This window comes from Novosphingobium sp. SG751A (assembly GCF_013149295.1).
Lineage (GTDB): Bacteria > Pseudomonadota > Alphaproteobacteria > Sphingomonadales > Sphingomonadaceae > Novosphingobium.
On record NZ_JABGCB010000020.1, the window covers coordinates 65,383 to 84,392 of the forward strand.

Consider the following 19,010-nt stretch of genomic DNA (forward strand, 5'->3'; position numbering starts at 1 on the left):
ACAGGAGCGCGCCGCGATGAATGACCAATCCGAAAATACAGGCCGTGGCTGGTGGATGGTCGCGGTGCTGTTCCTGCTTTATGTGCAAAGCTGGGTGGACCGGCTGATCCTGTCCATGCTGGTCAGCCCGATCAAGGCGCATCTGGCGTTGACCGATGTTCAGGTCAGCATGGTGACTTCGACCTCCTTTGCGATTTTCTATGCGGTGTTCGGCCTGCCCTTGGGCTGGGCCTCGGATCGTTATTCGCGGCGGTTGATCATCTTTGGCGGGGTAATGGTCTGGGCTTGCGCCACTATCGCCTGCGGCTATGCGCAGAGCTATGAGGGTCTGCTGGCCGCGCGCATTCTGGTGGGCGCGGGCGAAGCGGCGCTGCTGCCCGCTGCCTATTCGCTGATTGCGGACGCTTTCCCGCCGCATCTGCTGACGCGGGCCACATCCACGTTCCAGATGGCGGGCAAGGTCGGCTCGGCCACGGCTTTCGGCCTTGGCGGCATCGCGATTGCATGGGCCACCGCGCATAAGGGGCTGGCCTTGCCTTTTCATGCGGCCAGCCAGCCGTGGCAATTGGTGATGATGATGGTCGGCCTGCCGGGGCTGTTGCTGGCCCTGCTGGTCTTCACCTTTCCCGATCCGCCGCGCCGCCGTCTGGCCGGGGAAAGCGATAAGGCCAATGCCCGCGCGGTCACGATGGACTTTGTGCGCGGCAACTGGCGCCTGCTGGGGCTGATGCTGATCGGCACCTCGGCGCTGGCCATCTGCGGCTATTCGATGACCAATTGGGTGCCCACCTATATCGAGCGCCATTTCGGCTGGAAGCCGGTGCAATATGGCCCCGCGCTTTCCATCATGAACATCATCTCGGCGGTCAGTCTGGTTCTGAACGGCTGGATCGTGGACAAGCTGTTTGCCCGCGGCATGAAGGACGCGCATCTGCGCTTCTATGGCTGGCTGATCTTTGGCCTGTTCCCGGTCATCGCCTATATGTTCTTTGCGCGCAATGTCTGGGTGTTCCTTGCCTGTTATTGCGTGGCGCAATTCATCACCGTGCCTTTCATGGTCTATGTCTCCTCGGTCATGGCCATGATTGCCCCGGCGCAGGTGCGCGCGCGGCTGCTGGCTTTCTTTCTCTTTGTTTTCACCCTGCTCGGGCTGGGCGCGGGTCCGGCGATTGTCGCCGCGCTCACCCAATATGTGTTCCATTCCGAAGCCGCCCTTGGCTCCTCGCTGGCCGTTGTCGTGATTAGCGGCACGGTGCTGGCATGGGCCGCTTTCCGACGGGCGCTGCGCTATCTGGCGGGCGCCATTGCCGCGCGTGAGGGCCCCATGGCTGAGGCGCGCGTTTTTCCCCGAAAGGACATTGCATGTCGCTGACCCTTGCCGCCATCGCGGCGGACAAACGCGAGACCCTCGCGCTGGCCGATGAACGCGTGGCCTATAGCTGGAATGCGCTTGACCCGGTTTTGAACCATGCCGCCAATGCGCTGGGCGCGCTGCCCTTTACGGGCGAGCGCCGCGTGGCGGTCTTTGCCCAGAACGCCGCCGAAGTGGTGATCGCCTATGTCGCCTGTATCGAGACGGGCATCTCCAGCGTCCCCACCAGCTTTCATCTGACGGCGGCCGAAGCAGCCTATATTTTCAAGGACTCCGGTGCGATTGCCGTGCTGGTCGGGCCGGAAACGGTCGAGGCAGGGATGGCCGCCGCCGCCGAGGCGGGGATCGACACCGTGATAGGATGGCGCTGCGCCCCGCGCCCAGGTTTGATCCATTGGGAGGACTGGATCGCCGCCGCGCCCGGCACCGAACCTGACGCCACCCGCGCCCCTTTGCCCCATCTGCATTACACATCGGGCACCACCGGCCGCCCCAAGGCCACCGAGACCCCGCCGCAATATTTCCCCCGCGTGGCCACACTTCAGGCTCTGGCCGACACTTTGCGCCCGCGCGTCACGCCCTCGCCGGGGCTGGTGGTGGGGCCGCTTTATCACACCGGGCCTTTGGGCATGGCGCGCAACGTCTTTGCCGGGGGCAGCGTGATCGTGATGAGCCATTTCGACGCCGAGCGCGCGCTGGCCCTGATCGAACAGCACCGCATCGCAGGGTCCGTCATGGTGCCCACCCATTTCCAGCGTATGCTGGCCCTCTCGCCCGAAATCCGCGCGCGTTACGACGTGTCGAGCATGAAGCGTCTGGCCCACACCGGGGCGGCCTGTCCGCGCGATGTGAAAAAGGCGATGATCGACTGGTTCGGCCCCGTGCTGGTCGAGGCCTATGGCGGCACCGAGGCCGGATCGACCACCTTCATCACCTCGCCCGAATGGCTGGCGCGGCCCGGATCGGTGGGCCGCGCGCTGGCTCCGTTCGAAACGGTGATCGTCGATGAACACGGCGCACCTCTCCCCCCGCATCAGGTGGGCCAGGTCTATTTCCGCGACACGTCGGGCCATGGCATCGTCTATCGCGGCGACCCCGAAAAGACCGCCGCCGCCCATATCGCGCCGGGTGTCTTTACGCTGGGCGAAATGGGCTATGTCGATGAGGAAGGCTATCTTTTCATCACCGACCGGGTTTCGGACATGATCGTATCGGGCGGGGTCAACATCTATCCCGCCGAGGCCGAGCATGTCCTGCTGACCCACCCCAAGGTCGAGGATGTGGCAGTCGTCTCCGCCCCCCATGCCGAAATGGGCGAGGAAGCGCGCGCGCTGGTCATCCCCGTCGATCCTGCCGATCCGCCCACGGCCGAGGAGCTCAACGCCTTCTGCCGCGCGTCCCTTGCCGGATACAAATGCCCGCGCGGATACGAGATGGTCGATGACATCGGCCGCACCGCCATGGGCAAGGTCAACAAGAAGGCCCTGCGCGCCCGCTTCTGGCCAACAGACCGCACGATCGGAGGCTGATCCCCATGCGTCGTTTTGCAGCTCTTTTGCCGCTGGCCCTGCTGGCCGCCACGCCTCCCGCGCCCAATGTCAACTGGGCCGGATATGGCGGGCCGGATGAAAACCACTACAGCCCGCTGGCCCAGATCAACGCGGGCAATGTCAAACAGCTTGGCCTGGCATGGTACAAAGACATCAATGACGGGGGCAGCGCGCTTTCGGCCCCCATCGCCGTCGACGGCGTGGTCTATTACGCCTCCGGCACCAGCCATATCCGGGCGGTGGATGCCGCCACGGGCCGCGAGCTCTGGCATTACGATGCGCAGACATGGAAAGCGGCGGGCCACAAGATGCGCGGAGCATGGGGCATTCGCGGCCTTGCCTATGATGCGGGACGGATCTTCTTTGGCACGCTGGATGGCCGCCTGATTGCTCTGGATGCCAAAACCGGGCGTCCGGCGTGGCAAAGCATGACCATCGAGCCGGACGATGAACGCTATATCTCCGGCCCGCCATGGGTGTTTCGCGGCAAGGTCATCATCGGTCATGGCGGCGCCGATTTTGCCCCCGTGCGCGGCTATGTGACGGCCTATGACCAGAAGACCGGCAAGCAGCTCTGGCGCTTCTACACCGTCCCCGGCGATCCGGCGAAGGGCTTTGAAAACAAGGCCATGGAAATGGCGGCCAAGACGTGGAACGGGCAGTGGTGGCGCTATGGCGGCGGCGGCACGGTGTGGAACGCGATGGCCTATGATCCGCGTTTCAACCGGATCTATATCGGCATCGGCAATGGTTCCCCATGGAACCGCAAGATCCGTTCGCCCGGCGGGGGCGACAATCTGTTCCTCTGCTCCATCGTCGCGCTGGATGCGGATACGGGCGAATATGTCTGGCACTATCAGACCAATCCCGGCGAAACGTGGGATTTCAATTCCGCGATGGACATCGAGCTGACCGACATGGTGGTGAACGGGCAGAAGCGCCCCGTGCTGATGCATGCGCCCAAGAACGGCTTTGTCTATGTGATCGACCGGGAAAACGGCAAGCTGATCTCGGCCAAGAACATCGTGCCGGTCAACTGGGCCAAGGGGATCGATGTGGCCACCGGCCGCCCCATCGAGAACCCCGAGGCGCGCTATCCCGATGGGCGGCCTGCGGTGGTCTATCCCTCGCCCTTTGGCGCGCATAATATCGAGGCCATGAGCTATAACCCGGCGACCGGGCTGCTCTATATTCCGACGATGGATCAGGGGCGGGTTTACGTCGACCCTGAAAGCGGGCTGGCAGGCTGGCGGCATCTCGATGGGCAGCGCCTGTCCACCGGCACCGGCGCGCCGCCGCCCGGCGTGGCCCCGGATCGCGCGGCCACCAGTTTTCTACTGGCATGGAACCCGGCGACGCAGAGCGAGGCATGGAGCATCCCCATGCCCGGCATTCGCGGCGGTGGCGGCACGGCCAGCACGGGCGGCGGCTTGCTGTTTGCGGGCAATGCAGGCGGGACGTTCGACGCCTATGCCGCGGCAACGGGCCGCAAATTATGGTCCTTCAACGCGCAAACGGCGGTGATGGCCCAGCCCATCACCTATCGCGCCCATGGCCGCCAATATGTCAGCGTGATCGCGGGCGCGCGTTTCGCCAGTGCCACCGGCCTGCCGCGTGAATGGAATTACCGGACCCAGCAATGGCGGCTGCTGACCTTTGCCCTTGGCGGCAAAGCACGCCTACCGCGCGCGGCGCAGGTGGAAACGCCGGTGCTGGACGATCCCGCTTTTGCACCCGTGACGTCGCGCGTTGCGGCGGGCAATGGCGCTTTTGCCCAGCGTTGTTCGATCTGTCACGGCGCGGCCACGGTGTCGGGCGGCACGGCGCCCGATCTGGCCCAGTCGCCCATTGCATTGGACACGGCCTCGTTTCGCGCGGTGCTGCATGACGGGCTGCTGCGCGAGCGCGGCATGCCGCAATTTGAAGAATTGAGCGATGGCGAGATCGAGGATCTGCGCCACTACATCCGTCAACGCGCCCGCGAGCGGATCTCCGCCAAGCCGGGTCAGCCAACGAACAGAGGTTTGCATGAAGGTCAATGATGTCACGGCTTTGTCGGTCGAAGGACGGATTGGGGTCATCACGGTCAACTCGCCGCCGGTCAATGCGCTGTCCAATGCGGTGCGTCAGGGCGTGGCTCATGCGTTTGAGGCCGCGATAGCTGACGATGCCGTGGGCGCGGTGCTGGTCATCTGCGAAGGGCGCACCTTCTTTGCCGGGGCCGATATTTCCGAATTCGGCAAACCGCAGTGGGAGCCTTCGTTGCGCGATCTGCAAAAGCTGCTGGAAAACAGCCCCAAGCCAGTGATCGCCGCGATCCATGGCACGGCGCTGGGCGGGGGGCTGGAGCTGGCGCTGGTGGCGCATTACCGGATCGCGGTGCCTTCGGCCAAATGCGGGCTGCCCGAGGTCAAGCTCGGCCTGCTGCCGGGCGCGGGGGGCACGCAGCGCCTGCCGCGCGTGGTGGGCGTGGCCAAGGCGCTGGAGATGGTGACGAGCGGCGAGTCCGTTTCGGCCAAGGCGGCGCTGGCCATGGGGCTGGTCGATGAGCTGGCCAGCGAGGGCAATCTGCGCGCCGATGCGCTGGCTTTTGCCAATCGCGTGCTGGATGAAAGTCGCCCCTTGGTGAAGGTGCGCGACAAAGCCGACAAGCTGGAGGAGGCCCGCTCCAATCCAGCGATCTTCGAGGATTTCCGCCGCGCCAATGCCCGCAAATTCCGTGGCTTCCTTGCGCCCGAATTTAACATCCGCTGCATCGAGGCGACGCTGTCGGACCTGCCCTTTGACGAGGCGCTGAAATACGAGCGCTCGCTGTTCGATCAACTGATGGCCGACAGCCAATCCGCCGCCCAGCGCCACGTATTCTTTGCCGAGCGTCAGGCCGCCAAGGTGGACGTGCCCGCCGATACCGCAATCCTGCCCGTGGCCCGCGTGGGCGTGATTGGCGCTGGCACGATGGGCGGCGGCATTGCGATGAATTTCGCCAATGTCGGCATCCCCGTAACCCTCGTGGAAACCACGCAGGAGGCGCTGGACCGGGGCCTTGGCATCATCGCCAAGAATTATGAAACCACCGCCGCCAAGGGCAAGATGAAGCCCGAAGATGTCGAAACCCGCATGGGCCTGATCCAAGGCACTTTGGCGCTGGAGGATCTGGCGCAGGTCGATCTGGTGATCGAGGCGGTATTTGAACAGTTGGATGTGAAGCAGGAGATTTTCCGCCGCCTCGACGCGATTGCGCGGCGCGGTGCGATGCTGGCCACCAACACGTCCTATCTGGACATCGATGACATTGCCGCCGTCACCAAGCGGCCCGAATATGTGCTGGGCCTGCATTTCTTCTCGCCCGCCAATGTCATGAAATTGCTGGAGGTGGTGCGCACCAAAGACACGCTGCCCGCTGTCTATGCGACAGCCATGAAGCTGGCCAAGACCATCGGCAAGATCGGCGTGCTTTGCGGCAATGGCTTCGGCTTTGTCGGCAATCGCATTCTGGCCGCCCGCAATGCGCAGGCCGACGCGCTGGCGCTGGAGGGCGCAACGCCATGGGCCATCGACAAGGTGCTGTATGATTTCGGCTTTGCCATGGGCCATTTCCAGATGCGCGATCTGGTGGGGCTGGATGTCGGCTGGAACCGGGCGACGACGGCCTCGGCCAATGTGCGCGAGATCCTGAACGAAATGGGCCGCCATGGGCAGAAGACACGCGGCGGCTATTATGACTATGACGAGAAGCGCAATGCCACGCCTTCCCCCATCGCCATCGAGGTGATCGAAGGTTTTGCGGCCAAACAGGGCATCATGCGGCGCGAAATTTCCGATGCTGAAATCCACGACCGCATCCTGTTCGCCATGGTCAATGAAGGCGCCAAGATCCTCGACGAAGGCATTGCCGCGCGGGCCAGCGATGTCGATATCGTGTGGATCACCGGCTATGGCTGGCCCAAATATCGCGGGGGGCCGATGTTCTGGGCCGATCTGCAAGGGCTGCCCCACGTGCTGGAGCGGCTGCGCGCGCTGGAGGCGGCGCATGGGGCGGCGTTTACGCCATCGCCTTTGATCGAACGGCTGGTGGCCGCAGGAAAAGGATTCAACGCATGATGAAATCCGGCAAGATCGCCATCACCGGCGTCGGTGAAACCCCGTTCCTGCGCAAGGGCGAGGAGCATGTCATGCAGATGATGACCCGCGCCAGCCTCGCCGCCATTGCGGACGCGGGGCTGCGGCCCGCCGACATCGACGGCTATATCATCAACAAATATGCGGGGCACCCGTCCGAGGAAGTGGCTCATGCGATCGGCGCGGGACAAAAGCGTTTCTCGGCCGTGACCGACAGCGCGGGCGGCACGGCAACCTCGGGCGATGCGCTGCGGCTTGCCCAATTGGCCATCGAGGCAGGCCTGTGCAAGCATGTGCTGGTGCCCTATGCCATCCGCTCGACCAAACCGGGGGGCGTCTATGCCTTCCATGCGCGCGAACCGCAAAAGGCGGGCCTCGAAATGCCCGCCGGTTTCTTTGGCCAGCCGACCTATTTCGCCAGCATGGCCAACCGCTATGCCCACGAATATGGCATGACCGAGGAGGAGCAGGCCGCCCTGCCCATGACCTATCGCGCTTGGGCGGCCATCACCCCTTCGGCGCAGCGGCGCGACCCGATGGACCTTGCCGCCTATCGCGCCAGCCCGATGATTTCGACGCCCTTGCGCGTGGCCGATTGCTGCCTGACCACGGATGGCGGCGGGGCCTATGTCGTCTCCAGCGTCGAATATGCGCGCGACCTGCCCCACCCCGTTGTGGCGGTTCAGGGGCTGGGGCTGGGATACAACAATTATCCCCATGGTGTGCTGTTCAGCCAGAAACCCTGCACTTTCGAATTTCCGGGCCGGGAATCGGCGGCGCAGGCCTATGCGATGGCGGGCGTGGACCCCAAGGATCTCGATCTGGCGCAGGTCTATGACGGCTTCACCATCTCCGCTCTGGTGCAAACCGAGATGCTGGGCCTGTGCGATGTGGGCGAGGCGCCGCGTTTCTATGCCGCAGGCCATGCCATGCCGGGGGGCAAGATGCCGATCAACACCAGCGGCGGCCATATGTCGGGCGGCTATGTGCCAGGCATGAACCTGCTGATCGAGGCTGTGCGCCAATTGCGCGGGGGCGAAGGCGCGCGGCAGGTGGCGGACGCAAGGCTCTGCGCGATTGCGGGCCTTGGCGGCAACAACCATTCCACCACCATTCTGGCAAGGATGTAAGACATGGGGCTACCCAACTATCCCGTCCATCTGGAAGACCCTTTGTTTCAGGGCTTCTATGATGGGCTCGACGCGGGCGAATTGCGCGTGACGGTGGACGCGGAAACGGGCGAATTCCAATGGTATCCGCCAGAGGTGGTGCCGGGGCGGCCCGATGCGCGGCTGGAATGGCGGGCGGTTTCGCCGCTGGGCCATGCCTATACGTTCACCACCGTGGTGCGCAGCCTGCTGCCCGGCGATCACAAGGATGAGGTGCCCTATACCGTCATCCTGTTCGAGCCGGACGATGCGCCCGGCGTGCGGATCGCGGGCGTGCTGGTTGATGATGAGGGCGTGACGCCCGCCTGCGGGATGCGGTTGCGGTTTCGCCCGGTCGAGGTTGGCGACCACAAGATCGCCGGTTTCGTTCCTGCCTAAGGCGTTATGGTGGAGCCGCTCTCACGCAGCCAGCGGCTCCACCAGTAATCCAGCCTTTCGCGCTGAAAATCGGGCTCGACCCGCGAGGCGGCGTCAAAGACCATCGGCGCGGGATGGCCGGGCCGAACGGCGGGCCACGATGGGCCGGGGTTGCCGGTGGCAATGAAATTGTACCAATAATCCTGCATCGCCTGAGCCAGTCTGGCCTCATCGGTATCAAGGGCGGATTTCAGGCCGAAGAGATAGGGCATATCCGCGCAATGCGGCGCGCCGGGGCTGGTGGTGCGATCCGCCTGCGGCACAAAGGCGAAATGATAGGACCATGTGGGCGCGGCACGCGCGGCCAATCCGGCCATGCCCTGCGAGGCGCTGGTGAAGATGAAATCGGTTTGAATCCGGCGCAGCAGTTCCGGGTCGGGCAAACGCCCATAGATCGGGCGCAGGGCCGCCACATCAATCCCGAAGCGATCACGCAAAACCCCCGCGTCAAAACCCATCAGGCCGAACACGCTGGCCTCGTTGCTGGTCGATCCCACGATCAGCGGCACATGCGCCTGACGCCCGGCCGCAAAGATCCGCGAGACGCCCATCGGCACCAGCCGCCCATCCTCCATCGCGCCATAATCGGGCGCACCGGGATCGGCGGCCAGCACCTGCGCCGGGGAGAGCGCGCGCAATTGCGCCAGCGTTTTCGCCCCCGCCCTTTGCGCGAAAGCCAGACCCTGCGCCTCGCCCAGAGCCATGGGCCGACTGGCGTTGAAAAAGCCCCCTCCCGAATGGACCGAGGCGCGCGCGAACAGGCCTCTTGCCGCAGGCGCGGCCATCAGCGCATTGACCGAAGACCCGCCCGCCGAGCAGCCCAGCACCGTCACCTTGGCCGGATCGCCGCCAAAGCGGGCGATATTGTCGCGCACCCAGCGCAGCGCCGCGATCTGATCGGAAAGCCAGAAATTGCCCGTGGCGCGACCGTTTTCAGCCCTGAGCGCCGGATGGGCAAAGAAGCCCATGCGCCCCACCCGGTAATTGGGCGAAACCAGCACCACGCCCCGCCGAACAATAGGCGAGAGATCTTGATCGGCGATATAGCGCCCCGAGCCAAAGGCAAAGGCCCCGCCATGGATCGACACCAACACCGGCAGACCCTTTGCATGCCGGTCCGGCGTGACGACATTGAGCGTCAGGCAATCTTCGCTCTGGGGCAATGCTTCGCCCCGCGTTGGCTGGATGCAGGCCGCGCCAAAAGAGCGCGCATCGCGAATGTCGCGCCATGGCCGTGCAGGCCGCGCCTCGCGCCAGCGCAAGGGGCCGACCGGGGGCGCGGCGAAGGGTATGCCCCGAAACGCCGCGCCCTGTTCGATGGCTTGGCCCCGCACCGCGCCATCGGCCGTGCGCACCACCGGATCGCCGCCATTGGCCAAAATCAGCGGCGCGGCGGCGATCAGGGGCCAGAAACGCATGCCTATCGCGCCCGGAACTCGGCCAGCATCTTGTAATAATCGTCGCTGGGCGCCTTCTCGCTATGCTGGCCTGCGGGCCAACTGGATTGCAGCGTTTCGGACGGGAACGCGGGCGAGGTGTAATCCGACAGGCCACGGCGGCGGATGATCTTCCACTCGCCATGGCGGCGCTCCAGATCGTCGAGATAGCGGCCTTGGAAGAACACGTCCTCCTCGCCGGTGCCATCCTTGCGGTCGCGGCGATGCTGGGCGAAATAGTAGCATTCGGAGAACGCCCGGTCGCCCTTCACCTCGACGCTGATATTGCTGATATGATGGCAGGCATATTTGAGCGCCGAGACGATTTTGAAAGCAAAGCCGACGAAATCGCTCGATTTGCCCTCAAACCGCCCATGCTTATGCGTCGATTCGGGCCAGAACAGGCTGCGCAGCAACGCCTCGTCCGCGCGGTCATTCGCTCTGGCATAGGCGTTGAGCAGCGAGGCAATCGCCTCTTTCGATTCCAGCACGTCGATGCGTTCGGCAAGGCTCAATTTGGCTGCGGGCTTGGCACTGGGCGCAGCCATCGCATTGCCCGCCGCCGCCATCGCAAAAGGCGTGCCCAGCAAAGTGCCGAGCATCCGCCGCCGGTTCTGTTCTTCCATCACCGCCTCCCCTTAATCGCACATTTCGAGCAAGCCGGGCACCGTCATCAACCGGGGTAGAACCGCGCTTTCAAACAGGCGCAGGCTGCGCCACGACACTTCCGGATCAAGCCCGCCCAGCAGCGCATGGAACGTCACCGCCGTGCCGCGACCAAGCCCGACCAGATAGTCGAAACACTCATCGGGCGTGACCACCTTGATGTTGGGCATGGCTTTAAGGCCCTCGACAGTTTGCGCGGGGCTGTAACGGGTCTGGCCCTCGCCGCGCTCCTTGGCCCATTCGGCATAGGCATTGGTGGCATAGGCGACATGGGGCGCGACAATCGGCCAATCGCGATCCGGGTCTTCGGTCACATAAAGGAAACTGGCGGCAGGCTGGCGATATTCCTCGGGCGCGGGGAAACCGGCCTTGGCGCGCTCCTCTTTATACAGAACGAACAGGTCGGGATGACCAGGGAAATATTGATAGCCCGCCTTGGCCGCGCGGATGGCGGATTTGTCGGTCGATCCGCCCATATAGATCTTGGGGCCGCCGGGCGTTGCGGGGGTGGGCGTGACGCGCACGGTGCGGTCGCGAAATTCGAACGGCTCGCCCGTCCATGCCGATTTCAGCGTGGCCATCGCCTCGTTCATGATGCCCAGACGCTTGGTGATATCCTTGCCAAACATCTCGAATTCATGCGGGCGATAGCCCATGCCCGCCGTCAGCCAGACCCGCCCCGGCCCGATATTGTCCAGCACCGCCAGATCCTCGGCCAGACGCAGCGGATCATGCATCGTGACCACCAGCGCCGACAGGTGCGTGGCGATGTTCTTGGTCGACCCCAGAATCGAGGCCGCCTGCACCATGGACGAGGGGCAATAACCGCCCTCGGCCCCGTGATGTTCGGCCAGGAACACCTGCGTGAAACCAAGCCCATCGGCCCAGACCGATTGCTCGATGGCGGCGCGGTAAAGCGCGGGATGCGAAGCGCCGAAATCCGGGCGGTTCATGTCATAGCGTAGGTTGAGCTGCACGGCTCTTCTCTCCTGTTATATCTTTATGATTTACGCGGCGGACACGCGCGGGCCGCCGATGCGGCCGGTGATGCGCTCGGCCTGCATCGCCTTGCCGCCCGCGATCAGCGCGTCGATCTCCGCCTCGGAATAACCCACCTCGCCCAGAATCTGGCGTGTATGATGGCCAAGGCGCGGCGCGGTGCCGCTGGCAAAACCGGACGTCTCACTCAAGTGGATGAAGCTGCCGAAAGTGCGAACATGGCCATACATCGAGTCCAGATCCTCGACCACGCGGTTGCTGGCCTGCGCCCAATCCTCCATCAGCGCCTCGCGCACCCAGCTCTTTTCGCGCACGATTTCGCAGGGCGCGCCCGCTGCATCGAGCGCGGCATAGGCATCTGCGCTGCTGCGCGCCGCAAAGAAGGGGGTAAGCAGCGCCTGCAATTGCCCGTCATGCTCGCTGCGCGCGCGCGGGGTGGCAAAGCGCGGATCCTCCGCCAATTGCGGCAGGCCCACCGCAAAACCCAGCGCGGCAAAGCGATCATCCGCCCGGCAGGAAATGCACAGCCAGCCGTCCGTGGTGCGATAGATCCGGTCGAGCGCGTTGATCCCCGCCTGATCCTTGTCCAGCCGGAAGCCATAGACCACCTGCTTGTCGGCATTGAGGAAATGTTCCGATGTGGTCCACAGGCTGGAATGCAATTGCGGACATTCCATATAATCGCCCACACCCGAAACCGCCCGCCGCTCCAGCGCCATCAGGATACCGGCGGCGGCAAGGAAGCCGTTGTTGTAATCCTCATTGCCGAATACCGAGCGCGTGGGCGGGTTCCCCTCGCCCCCGCCCTCGCGCAGCAGGCCGGTCCAGCCCGACACCAGCGGCGCGAAGCTCTTGAGCAGCGATTTCGGCCCGCGCGAGCCATAGCCGGGCATATAGGCATAGATCAGGCGCGGATTGATGCTGAGCAGCTTTTCAAACCCGATGCCCAATTTGTCCGCCTTGCCGGGGCGCAGGTTGTGCGTGACCACATCGGCGGTGGCGACCAGCTTGTAGGCCGCCTCCAAAGCCTCAGGCGTTTTCAGGTCCAGCACCATCGCCCGCTTGCCGCGCTGGGCCGCGTCGAAACAGTCGGGCAAAGGGCGCATCTGATCGCCGCCGGGGGTTTCCACCTTGATGACATCGGCGCCAAGGTCGGAGAGCAGACGCCCGCCAAAACCCACCGCGAAGAAGGAAGAGAAATCGACCACCTTGATGCCTTCGAGGGGCCGCTTGATCGCCCGCCCGCTGGTCGCGATTTTCGGCGCAGGCCGCGCGGTCAAGGACGCCAGATCACCATTATTCGCGCCAATCGCGGGCGCAGGGCGCGGCGCGGCGCAAGGGGTGCCCTTAAAGATCACGGCCGGGGCGGCCTGATAGATCGTGCCGAAATCGGGGTCGGGCAGGCTGATGCGCTGGCCCACAAATTCCACCTGATCGTCGAGCAGCACTTCGGCGGGATGCAGCACCGGCAGCGCGGCCGAATCGGCGGCATGGAGCAGCCTGATCCATTCATCGCGTGGGCGGGTCTTGAACACTTCGGGCACTTCGACGCGGGCGATCTTATATTCCTCCTCGGTCAGCGGCACGCGCATTTCCGCCCCGCCAATGGTCTGCACCCGGTCGCCAAAGCCCAGCACATCCATCGCCGCCTTAAAGCCGCCAGGACCGCCGGTGTGGAATTGCAGGAATTGCCCGTCGCCGCATTCGAACATGCCGGTAACCAGGCGCGTATTGCCAAAGCGATCCATCGCCCCGGCGTCGCCCTTCTTGATATAGCTGATGCCGTCTTCCTGCCACCAGTCGTTCATCGGGGATTGCGCGATCATCGCATCCAGCAAGGATGCCTCGACCCTTTGCCCATGGCCGATCTCGCGCCGCGCCCGCACCGCCGCCAACGCGCCGATGGTGGCCAGAAAGGCCTGCCCGTAATGCAGCGCAGGATGGCCCAGATAGACCGGGCCGGGGCGGAACGGGCTGGAGCGATCAACCATCGTGCCGAGCAAAGCGGCGGCCAGCGCCTCGCCATGGGGGCGGCCGGCAAAGGGCGTGTCCGCGCCGTAAGCCGTCATGGCCACCGACACCAGCGCGGGAAAATCGCGTTTCAGGCTGGCCTCGTCCAGCCCCAGCTTGGCCGCCTCGTCCTCGTCCATCGCATGAATCAGAATATCCGCGCCCGCCAGCAGCCCGCGCAGAGCCTTGCGATCGGCCGCCAGCTCGATGTCCAGCTCGACGCTGCGCTTGGACCGGTCCCAGCTCTTGCGGGTCAGGTCATGGGCGAAGAAATTGCCGCCGCGCGGCTCGACCTTGACCACATCGGCACCGTGATCGCACAGCAGCATGGCGGCAATCGCGGCGGGCATCGACTGCGCCAGTTCGACAACAACAAGATGATCCAGTGGCCCTGGCATCGCAATCTCCTCTCGCGGTCTTGCGCCCCGCTTATTCTTTTGGGCGTGTTTTCAGGCTGACAAGGCTAGGGAATCATCGCCGCCGCCTGCTCTATCCATTGACGTGCAGAGTGACACCAGATCACCCGGCAACGCAAGTAATATTGCACCTGGGGTTCAAATTAATCCGATGAGGCGAGGCGCGTGGGATCAAAGGCCGGGCGGTCCATCTGAAACGCATCGCTGTTGCGCACATACCACCCGCTGCCATGGGTGCGGCCGATCAGCTTCATCGCGGGCGTGTCGAAATAGACCCTCTCGCGGTCGGTGATGAACTCGTCGCGGATATGCGCCATCAGCACTTCGCCGATCACCACGGTCTGCTGCGTGCCGATGTCCAATGCGGCTACCTTGCGGCATTCAAAGCTGACGGGACTTGTGGCGATGCGCGGCGGGGCGACGACCACGCTGGGCGTGGCTGCAATGCCCGCATAGTCGATTTCGGACACCTCGACCGGGGCATCGACCGAGCATTCGTTCATCTTTTGCGCATCGGCCTCGCACACAAGGTTCACCACAAATTCGCCATTGGCGATGATGTTGGTGGCGGTGTGCTTCAGCGTCCGGCTGCGCGGTTCTTTCAGCAGGCCCAACACCACCAGCGGCGGCTCGGTGCCCACGGCATTGAAGAAACTGTAGGGCGCGGCATTGACCACGCCATCGGGCGAAAGCGTGGTGATCCACGCGATGGGGCGCGGGGTGATGGTCGAATTGATGATCTTGTACCGCGTCACCATCGGCAGTTCGCGCATATCGAATTGCATGGGATCAGGCCTCCTTCTGGACGTTGCGCGCGGCGGCGCGGGCCTTGAATGCTTCGCGGGCGCGGGGCACTTCCTCGCCCGCCTGACAGGTGTGGCAATAAATCAGTTCAAGCGCCTGCGTCGCGGCCAGATCGCCCGTCTCGCCCATATGCAGCAGCCGCTTGGTCAGTTCGACCGCATGGGGATTGCCCGCGCCGATGGCCGCGCCAAACTCCAGCGCGCCGCTCACGACCTCGCCCGCCGGCAAGACCCGGCTGATCAGCCCCAGATCGAAAGCCTCCTCGACCGCCAAGGTCCGGCCCGAAAACATGATCTCCGCCGCCCGCGCCCGGCCCAGCCTTTGCGTCAAAAACCAAGCCGCGCCGCCATCAGGCACCAGCCCATAGTCCAGAAAAGGCGCGCCAAATTTGGCATTGTCGGCGGCAAACAACATGTCGCACCCCATGGCGATACTCCACGCAATGCCATAGGCTCCGCCCTCAACCGCTGCGATGGTGGGAATCGGCAGAGCGCGCAGGCGGTTGATGATCCGCTGTCCCATCTCCAGCCGCGCGGCCAGACGAATCGCGCCATCGCCGCGCGCGGGGCCGTTCTTCACATCGCCGCCGCTGGAAAAATAATCCCCCGCTCCGCACAGGACCAACGCGCGCGCGGGCGTGTCATTCTCCAGCCCGTCCAACGCGGCGGAAAATTGCTCCCACATGGCAAAGGAGACGGTGTTGCGCGCATGAGGCCGGTTGAGCGTGAGCAGGACCACCCCGTCCTCACGCTTCTCGCACAGGATTTCAGGGGCTTGCGCCTCGCTCATGGCTCACGTCTCCTTGCCTCTGGCGCCTCTCTGATCGGACGCCCTGTTCCCGGCACCTTATGACAGGTCGTGCCGGGGAGGCAAGGAATTTTGCATCATGGTATATTTTTAATCCGGATTACTCCGCCGCCTCCGCCTTGGCCCGCTTGCGCATCGGCAAAGCCTCAGCCCCACGCTCGGCAATGTCTTTCAGCATCGCCTCAACCTCTTTGCGCGCCGCCCCGCGTACCGCGCCAAGGATCAGCGTCAGATAGGACGTGATCAGCCGCACAATGATCGCATCGTCGGGAATCCGCCCGCGCGCCCAATCGTTAATCATCGCATATTCCAAACGCACCAGATCATCGACCAGCGTGTCGACCTCGATCCACGCCTGCAACTGTTTGCCCGCGGCCAGATTTTCGATCCACGCCCGGTTCTGGCGCGTGGCGATCGAATGCATGGCAAGCCAGATGTCCTCGTCAACCTCGGGGCTGAAATAGAGCGCCATGATCGCGCGGATGTAATTGGGGATGCGCCGGTTCCGCTGCACCACCGAAATCATCCGCTCCAGATTGTGCTGAAGCGTGCCCGAAGGCTGGGTAAAGGTGATGCGGCTGACGTATTCCTCGAAATATTCCTGAATGGCCGCCGCGATCATCCGCTCGCGCGTCTGAAACGCATTATACAGCGTGCGCTTGGCCACGCCCGCGCGCCGCCCGATGTCATTCATGTTGAGCGCGGTGATGCCCTGCTCGGCAATCACCTGCCGCGTTTCCTCCAGAATCCGCCGCCGCCGCTCGATGATCGCCGGGCTGGCATAGGTCTGGGGGCGTTCATTGCTCTCGTTTGTTACGTTCATGTCACGATCACCTGTCATCTGGCTTTCATGCACATGAGATCAGAAACGGTCAACCATCGGCGGCCCATTGACCCATATGGGCCGCCGACAGAACCGTTCATTTTGCAGCCATCGTCTCTCTCGCGCGCTGGCGGATATAGTGACGCAGGCCCTCGATCTCATCGGCATTCAGGTTGCCGAAACCGGGCATACCGCGCGCCATCAGCGCCCCGTCATGCACCACCGCATTGAAAGCATTGGCATCCATCGGGATCGGCGCCTTGCGCAGATCGGGGGCCGCGCCGCCCGCCGCCATGCCCACGCCATGACAGATCACGCAGGAGGTGTTGTAAATCCCCGCCCCCACCTTGGCCTTGGCAACGTCCACGGTAAAACCGGGATCATCCATAATCGGCGCATCGACAGGCGTGAATTTGGGCAATTTGCGCGTGGCCCCCAGCGCAAAGGTCAGCACCCGGCGCTGTTGCTGGCGGTAATCCCAGTTGGGAGTATTGGCATAGCTCGACCGGAAACCGGTGATGATCGTGACATATTGCCGCCCGCCGATCGAATAGGAAATCGGCGCGGCCAGCATCCCGTTCTGCATCGGATAGGACCAGAGCGAGCGCCCATCCTGGGCCGAATAGGCGTTGAACGAGCCGTCATTGAGCCCCTGAAACACCAGATTGCCGCCCGTGGCCATTGTGCCGCCGTTAAACACGCCCGGCTGCGGGATCGACCATGCCGCGCGGTTCTTCGCCACATCCCACGCCACCAGCTTTGACACAGCCGCAGGCGCCGTCACCCCGGGCGGCGGCACGCCCAATCCGGTGTTGACGAACATGCCCGAACGATAGGTCCAGTCCTTCACATTGGGCGGATCGACCACCACACGTCCGCCATCCATCACCGGAATATAGCTGAGGCCGGTCTTGGGGCTGTAAGACATGGCCTGAACCCCATGGGCGCCATTGGGGAAGGGGAAAATGACGAAGGCCTTGCCGTCCTGATAGAGAGAATCCGGGTTGATTTCCGGCTTGCCCGTGACCGGGTCGATGCTCTTGGCCCAGTTCTGCTTGGCAAATTCGCCCGCCGAGATGAACTTGCCGGTTTCCCGGTCCAGCGCATAGAAAAAGCCGTTCTTGGGCGCATGGATCAGCACATGGCGCAATTTGCCATTGATGGTCACATCGGCCAGTTCAATGTCCATCGCATTGTTGAAATCATAGCTGTTTTCCGGGTTGGTCTGATAATGCCAGACATATTCGCCGGTCTTAGCGTTCAGCGCCAAGATGGAGCCGAGGTACAGATTGTCGCCGCCGCCGGGACTGCGGATCTTTTCATTCCACGGCCAGCCATTGCCGGTGCCAAGATAAATGCGGTCATATTTGGCGTCATAGGCCATCGCGTGCCACACAGTGCCGCCACCGCCGAATTTCCACCATTCGCCGGTCCAGGTCTTGGCCGCCGCCTCCATGGCCTTGTTTTCAAAGCCCTTGGCCGGATCGCCCGGTACGGTGTAAAAACGCCAGCGTTTCTTGCCGGTCTTGATGTCATAGGCCGTCACATAACCGCGCGTCGGGCTGTAATCGGCCCCGCCAAACCCGGTCACCACCACATCGCCCGTCACCCATGGCGGCCCGGTGATATAGCCGTTCTCTGCCTCATCCAGCGTCTTGACCTGCCAGCGCAGCTTGCCGGTTTTGGCATCGACCGCCACCAGCCGCCCTTCGCGCGTGGCGGTGAACACTATGCCATCCTTATACGCAATGCCGCGCGTGCCCCAGCCTGCGCGCATCCGCGTCTTGGCCTCGGGCTGTCCGGCCACATCGGGATCATATTTCCACAGCAGCTTGCCCGTGCGCGCGTCCAGCGCATGAATGACGCTCAGCCCGGCGGCGAAATAGACCACCCCGCCCACTTCGATCGGCTGGGTATAGCTGTCAAATGTGTCCACATCATAGGACCATGCCAGGCCCAGTTGCTTGACATTGCCCTGGTTGATCTGATCGAGCGGGCTGTAATGCTGCTCGTCGCTGTCACCGCCAAAAGCGTGCCAGTCGGTACGGATGGCCAGCGCGGTTTTTCCAGCCCAGCCAGCCCCTTGCAGCGTCGAGATCGCACAGGCCGCACCCAGCATCAACGCAGCCGAGCGCTTCAAACCCAACGGTCGCCCCATCGGTTTCATGGCATTCTCTCCTGATATTTTCTGCACCATTGTGCATTTTTATCAGAAGGTCAATGGGGCGTTTTATGCCGGTGATGCAAATTTCATCAGGCGCTGCGTAATCACCTCCTCGGCCTCATTGACGATGCGCGTGATAAGTTCGTGGCATGTCGGGATATCATGGATGAGGCCCATGATGAGACCTGCGGTGATGACGCCGTGGGCGGTGTCGCCGGTGCTGAGACCCTCGCGGCCGCGGGCGCCTTTGACCAGCGG

14 protein-coding genes and 1 pseudogene are annotated in these 19,010 nt (G+C 63.7%); 6 read left to right on the plus strand and 9 right to left on the minus strand.

The genetic code is table 11. The annotated features are described in order from the left end of the window. Positions 1-16: 16 nt before the first annotated feature. The 6 genes from FHW96_RS21740 to FHW96_RS21765 are packed head-to-tail and all read left to right on the plus strand — an operon-like array spanning position 17 to position 8,588. Positions 17-1,372, plus strand: a complete 1,356-nt coding sequence (locus FHW96_RS21740) for an MFS transporter (RefSeq protein WP_172342665.1) — start codon at positions 17-19, stop codon at positions 1,370-1,372. Then, complete coding sequence (locus tag FHW96_RS21745; protein WP_172342666.1) at positions 1,363-2,901, plus strand: AMP-binding protein; 1,539 nt, start codon at positions 1,363-1,365, stop codon at positions 2,899-2,901. Before FHW96_RS21740 ends, FHW96_RS21745 begins: the two co-directional genes overlap by 10 nt. A gap of 5 nt (positions 2,902-2,906) precedes the next feature. Then, a complete protein-coding gene (locus FHW96_RS21750; RefSeq protein ID WP_172342667.1) occupies positions 2,907-4,964 on the plus strand; it encodes a PQQ-dependent dehydrogenase, methanol/ethanol family in 2,058 nt (685 codons plus the stop codon). Then, positions 4,951-7,023, plus strand: coding sequence for a 3-hydroxyacyl-CoA dehydrogenase NAD-binding domain-containing protein (locus FHW96_RS21755; RefSeq protein WP_172342668.1), 2,073 nt, complete (start codon positions 4,951-4,953; stop codon positions 7,021-7,023). The genes FHW96_RS21750 and FHW96_RS21755 overlap by 14 nt, the downstream gene beginning before the upstream one ends. Beyond that, a complete protein-coding gene (locus FHW96_RS21760; protein WP_253951140.1) occupies positions 7,020-8,171 on the plus strand; it encodes a thiolase family protein in 1,152 nt (383 codons plus the stop codon). Before FHW96_RS21755 ends, FHW96_RS21760 begins: the two co-directional genes overlap by 4 nt. 3 nt (positions 8,172-8,174) lie before the next feature. Then, positions 8,175-8,588 carry a Zn-ribbon domain-containing OB-fold protein gene (locus FHW96_RS21765; RefSeq protein WP_172342669.1) on the plus strand — a complete coding sequence of 138 codons (414 nt, stop codon included), beginning with the start codon at positions 8,175-8,177 and terminating at the stop codon, positions 8,586-8,588. Here the strand turns inward: FHW96_RS21765 and FHW96_RS21770 are convergent. From FHW96_RS21770 to FHW96_RS21810, 9 genes and pseudogenes are all read right to left on the minus strand, one after another. Next, on the minus strand, positions 8,585-10,045 hold the full coding sequence (locus tag FHW96_RS21770; protein ID WP_172342670.1) for a carboxylesterase/lipase family protein: 1,461 nt from the start codon (positions 10,043-10,045) through the stop codon (positions 8,585-8,587). The genes FHW96_RS21765 and FHW96_RS21770 overlap by 4 nt on opposite strands. 2 nt (positions 10,046-10,047) lie before the next feature. Further along, positions 10,048-10,689, minus strand: a complete 642-nt coding sequence (locus FHW96_RS21775; protein ID WP_172342671.1) for a nuclear transport factor 2 family protein — start codon at positions 10,687-10,689, stop codon at positions 10,048-10,050. Between the two features lie 12 nt (positions 10,690-10,701). After that, complete coding sequence (locus tag FHW96_RS21780) at positions 10,702-11,706, minus strand: LLM class flavin-dependent oxidoreductase (RefSeq protein WP_371815783.1); 1,005 nt, start codon at positions 11,704-11,706, stop codon at positions 10,702-10,704. 30 nt (positions 11,707-11,736) lie between these two features. Continuing rightward, entirely contained in the window at positions 11,737-14,136 is a 2,400-nt protein-coding gene (locus tag FHW96_RS21785) for a CoA transferase (RefSeq protein ID WP_172342672.1), read from the minus strand. A gap of 161 nt (positions 14,137-14,297) precedes the next feature. After that, complete coding sequence (locus FHW96_RS21790) at positions 14,298-14,939, minus strand: flavin reductase family protein (protein ID WP_172342673.1); 642 nt, start codon at positions 14,937-14,939, stop codon at positions 14,298-14,300. Positions 14,940-14,943: 4 nt separating this feature from the next. Beyond that, positions 14,944-15,747 carry an enoyl-CoA hydratase/isomerase family protein gene (locus FHW96_RS21795; protein ID WP_172342674.1) on the minus strand — a complete coding sequence of 268 codons (804 nt, stop codon included), beginning with the start codon at positions 15,745-15,747 and terminating at the stop codon, positions 14,944-14,946. 118 nt (positions 15,748-15,865) lie between these two features. After that, positions 15,866-16,606, minus strand: coding sequence for a TetR/AcrR family transcriptional regulator (locus FHW96_RS21800; protein WP_172342675.1), 741 nt, complete (start codon positions 16,604-16,606; stop codon positions 15,866-15,868). Positions 16,607-16,685: 79 nt separating this feature from the next. Continuing rightward, positions 16,686-18,755, minus strand: a complete 2,070-nt coding sequence (locus tag FHW96_RS21805; RefSeq protein WP_253951141.1) for a PQQ-dependent dehydrogenase, methanol/ethanol family — start codon at positions 18,753-18,755, stop codon at positions 16,686-16,688. Positions 18,756-18,818: 63 nt separating this feature from the next. Beyond that, a pseudogene (locus tag FHW96_RS21810) lies at positions 18,819-19,010 on the minus strand (nitronate monooxygenase); the annotation flags it as partial.